At 63.9% G+C, this 255-nt stretch carries 1 protein-coding gene; it reads right to left on the bottom strand.

The window, feature by feature from the left end; translation table 11 throughout:
* Positions 1 to 221, bottom strand: a 221-nt coding sequence (locus MWC30_RS22370; RefSeq protein WP_244086376.1) for a hypothetical protein, incomplete at its 3' end; no start/stop codon positions are given.
* Between the last annotated feature and the right edge of the window lie 34 nt (positions 222 to 255).

Genomic DNA, 255 nt, shown 5'->3' with positions numbered 1-255 from the left:
ACCACCCACATGTCGCTGAAGGAATAGGACACCGACCGCGCGGAAAACCCCGCGGGCTCGAGGAGGACCACCACGAGCGCCCCCGCGATGCCGAGCAGGGCCACGTACCCGTAGGCGGACCGCAGCCGGGGGGCCCTCAGGGACTGCAGCACCAGCACCGCCAGGGCAAAAACCGATATCATGATTTCCGGAAGGATGGCGCCGAGATCGATTGAGTTCATTACCTGTTCCATATGCTATCGCCTCTGCTCCGCG

Origin of the sequence: Desulforhabdus sp. TSK, assembly GCF_022836495.1 — a bacterium.
GTDB lineage: Bacteria > Desulfobacterota > Syntrophobacteria > Syntrophobacterales > Syntrophobacteraceae > Desulforhabdus.
The sequence above is the reverse complement of the archived record's forward strand: the minus strand, read 5'-3'. Positions and strand labels throughout refer to the sequence as shown.